Source organism: Methylobacterium sp. WL119, from assembly GCF_008039875.1.
GTDB lineage: Bacteria > Pseudomonadota > Alphaproteobacteria > Rhizobiales > Beijerinckiaceae > Methylobacterium.
This window is the reverse complement of sequence record NZ_VRUU01000261.1, coordinates 1-359: the sequence shown is the minus strand read 5'-3', so window position 1 is coordinate 359 and position 359 is coordinate 1. Positions and strand designations below refer to the sequence as shown.

The 359-nt window shown below is 66.6% G+C and carries 1 pseudogene; it reads left to right on the top strand.

Going from position 1 to position 359, the window contains the following annotated elements:
- Window positions 1-12 precede the first annotated feature (12 nt).
- A pseudogene (locus FV227_RS28745) lies at window positions 13-359 on the top strand (IS5 family transposase); the annotation flags it as partial.

Below are 359 nucleotides of genomic sequence, written 5' to 3'. Positions count from 1 at the left end.
GCAGGAGGGACGATGCTGAGCGACGCCCAGTGGTCTGAACTGGAGCCTTTGGTCGAGGCCTGCCGGCCCAAGGCCAAGACGCCCCCACAGGATCTCAGACGCACACTCTCAGCCATCCTCTGGCGGCATCAGAACGGGGCCAAGTGGCGGGCCATTCCAGAGGATCTGGGGCCGTGGTGGCGCGCGGCGCAGATCTTCATCCGCTGGTCGCGTGCTGGCGTCTGGGAGCAGCTGCTCGGCCTCGTGCAAGAGCAGGGCGTCCAGCTTGGTATGGTGTTCCTCGATGGCACCAACGTGCGGGCGCATCAAAAGGCGGCAGGGGCTGCCAAAAGGGGGGATCTGGGGCCGAGCGAGACGCT